This is a genomic window from Moorena sp. SIO3B2, from assembly GCF_010692525.1.
GTDB lineage: Bacteria > Cyanobacteriota > Cyanobacteriia > Cyanobacteriales > Coleofasciculaceae > Moorena > Moorena producens.
In genome coordinates this window covers 1-1,998 of record NZ_JAAHHE010000736.1, presented here as the reverse complement: position 1 = coordinate 1,998, position 1,998 = coordinate 1, and the positions used below count along the sequence as shown (strand labels likewise).

2 protein-coding genes are annotated in these 1,998 nt (G+C 42.3%); both read right to left on the bottom strand.

The genetic code is table 11. The features are described from left to right. Positions 1-8: 8 nt before the first annotated feature. A complete protein-coding gene (locus F6K38_RS40445; RefSeq protein WP_287360490.1) occupies positions 9-344 on the bottom strand; it encodes a XisI protein in 336 nt (111 codons plus the stop codon). A 113-nt stretch (positions 345-457) separates the two neighbouring features. Further along, positions 458-1,998 (bottom strand): SAM-dependent methyltransferase (locus F6K38_RS40440; RefSeq protein ID WP_287360488.1); only part of this gene is annotated, 1,541 nt, incomplete at its 5' end.

The window sequence follows — 1,998 nt, the reverse complement described above, 5'->3', positions numbered from 1 at the left end:
GACTCACTTTATGCAACTGCAAACCCTGTGTGCTTCCTCACTCCGGGTGATTTGAAACCTAACACAATACGCTCTTTGGGAATTCCTGCTTCTAGGAGTTCCCCAGCGATGCCATCCTCTGTCCCATCCCGATGAATCCAGATTTTGCCATCGATAATTTCCACATGAATGATACAGCCATGAACTTGACGCACTCCCTCCCAACCAACTATCATCAATAGGTAGCGATCGCGCTCACAATCAAAAACGCTATTTCGTTCAATTTCTCCGTAAGAATAAGGAATTTGTGCGTAGTCAGAGATAATTTTTTGAATAATCTGCCGGTCTCGCTCTAAAGTGTCCATTTAAGAATATCCTCCGCTTCAGGATCAAAAACCAAAATCCGAACCCCTATGATTTTAGCGATCGCACTCCTTGTGATCAATGCGGATATACTAGGAAACCTTCTTTCCTCTGTTTATGTAATTGTGCCGAAACAAAATTCTTTTAAACAAATTCCTTCGCCCACTTTTTGGTCGTCTATTTCTAGAATAGCGGGTCTGTATTCCAAGCATAGCTTACTTTCCATAGTCGATGGTTGATTTCGCAGGATACTCGACCAAGTGGCAAAAGCATTATTGTCGAATTTCAAGTGATATCTTTTGTTTTCGATGCGGGCATGGGCACTTGTTTTGCGATGGTAAGAATCTTCTCCGTTTAACAATATTTGGTTTTCTGTTTCGGAGGTGTTGATGAGCTTGAAATAATTGTATTTTTCTTCGCCGAATGTGGCTTCAGCACTCCAAATGATTCCGTAATCAGGGAAAAAGGCATGAACAAAGTGGTAGCCCCAAAACTTGGGGTAATCTCCCTGATAAATTTTGCAATAACCTATAGCTTTTTGAGTGCGATCGCCTGTGTACACTGTGCACAGGAGTTTTGGTTGGTGAATGACGGCGCGATGATTTTTTTCAGCGGGAACCGCCCAAGTGAATTCGGCGGCAACTTGGAATTGAATTTCTATATTAGCTTCTGGCAAACAAATGGTTCCGGTTTGATCGTTGTTTTTGATAGAGATGTGTTGATTTGAGCGTTGGTTTTCGGAGGTATTGATAAGTTCCAGGGAGTAGCCCTTGGTGTCGCTCCACCAGGCTGAGTAATGATCGATTGTTCCAGTTTTGAAATATCTTAGAGCAAGTAGAGAACCGTCTTCGAGAAAGAAATGGTATTGTTCACTATACACAGAGGTTGTAGAGGAGAAATATGTATCAGGTACTTGGTGAATTTTTGGAACACAAGGTTTTTTTGCAACAATCGAGGAGCCACCAATCTTGCCGCTTTTAAACAAGTCGCTAATGGTTTTATAAAATTGACAACGGTGTTCATAAACGTCTTCACCGACTAGTTTGATTGATTCTTCTTTTGATTGGAGGAATTTTTGATAGCGTTCTTTTACCCAACCTTTCCATCCTGTTGTTAAATCGATGAAACAAATGTCAGCAAATCCTACACGTTCGAGGTGATTGCGGTAGGTTTCGCGGGTTGGTAAATAAGAGGATTGAACCACTTCTTCTAGAGTGGTTTGCACTTCTGGTGTAAGAGTGCCATTGGCCACGTAGTCTTCGATATAGATCAGGCCGTTGTCCTTCAAAGAGCGAAAACAAATTTCCAGGATTTTATCGCGGTTTTCAATGTGTAAAAATGATAAAAAAGAAATGATGCTGTCAAATGAGCTTGGCAACAGGGCGTCAATGACTTGGGGACTTAGAATATTGCCTGTGAGGTATTGGATGCGTTCGTCAAGTCCCACTCGTTGGGTGAGTTCTTGGGCAATTTCGTTAAAATTCTCTCTTAATTCCACACATTGGATGTGACATCCCGTTTTATAACTCATGTATCGAGCAGGCCCACCAACACCGCTGCCAATGTCCAAAACTCGCGAGTTGGGGGATAGTGCCAAACGGTTGATAGCGCGATCGCAAGCTTTGGTGCCAAAGTAGTGGTATTGGTCTAGGTGAT

Bases quoted from the DNA above. Each gene is read 5' to 3' on its own strand.
- F6K38_RS40445 (WP_287360490.1), bottom strand. From the start codon at position 344: ATGGACACTTTAGAGCGAGACCGGCAGATTATTCAAAAAATTATCTCT.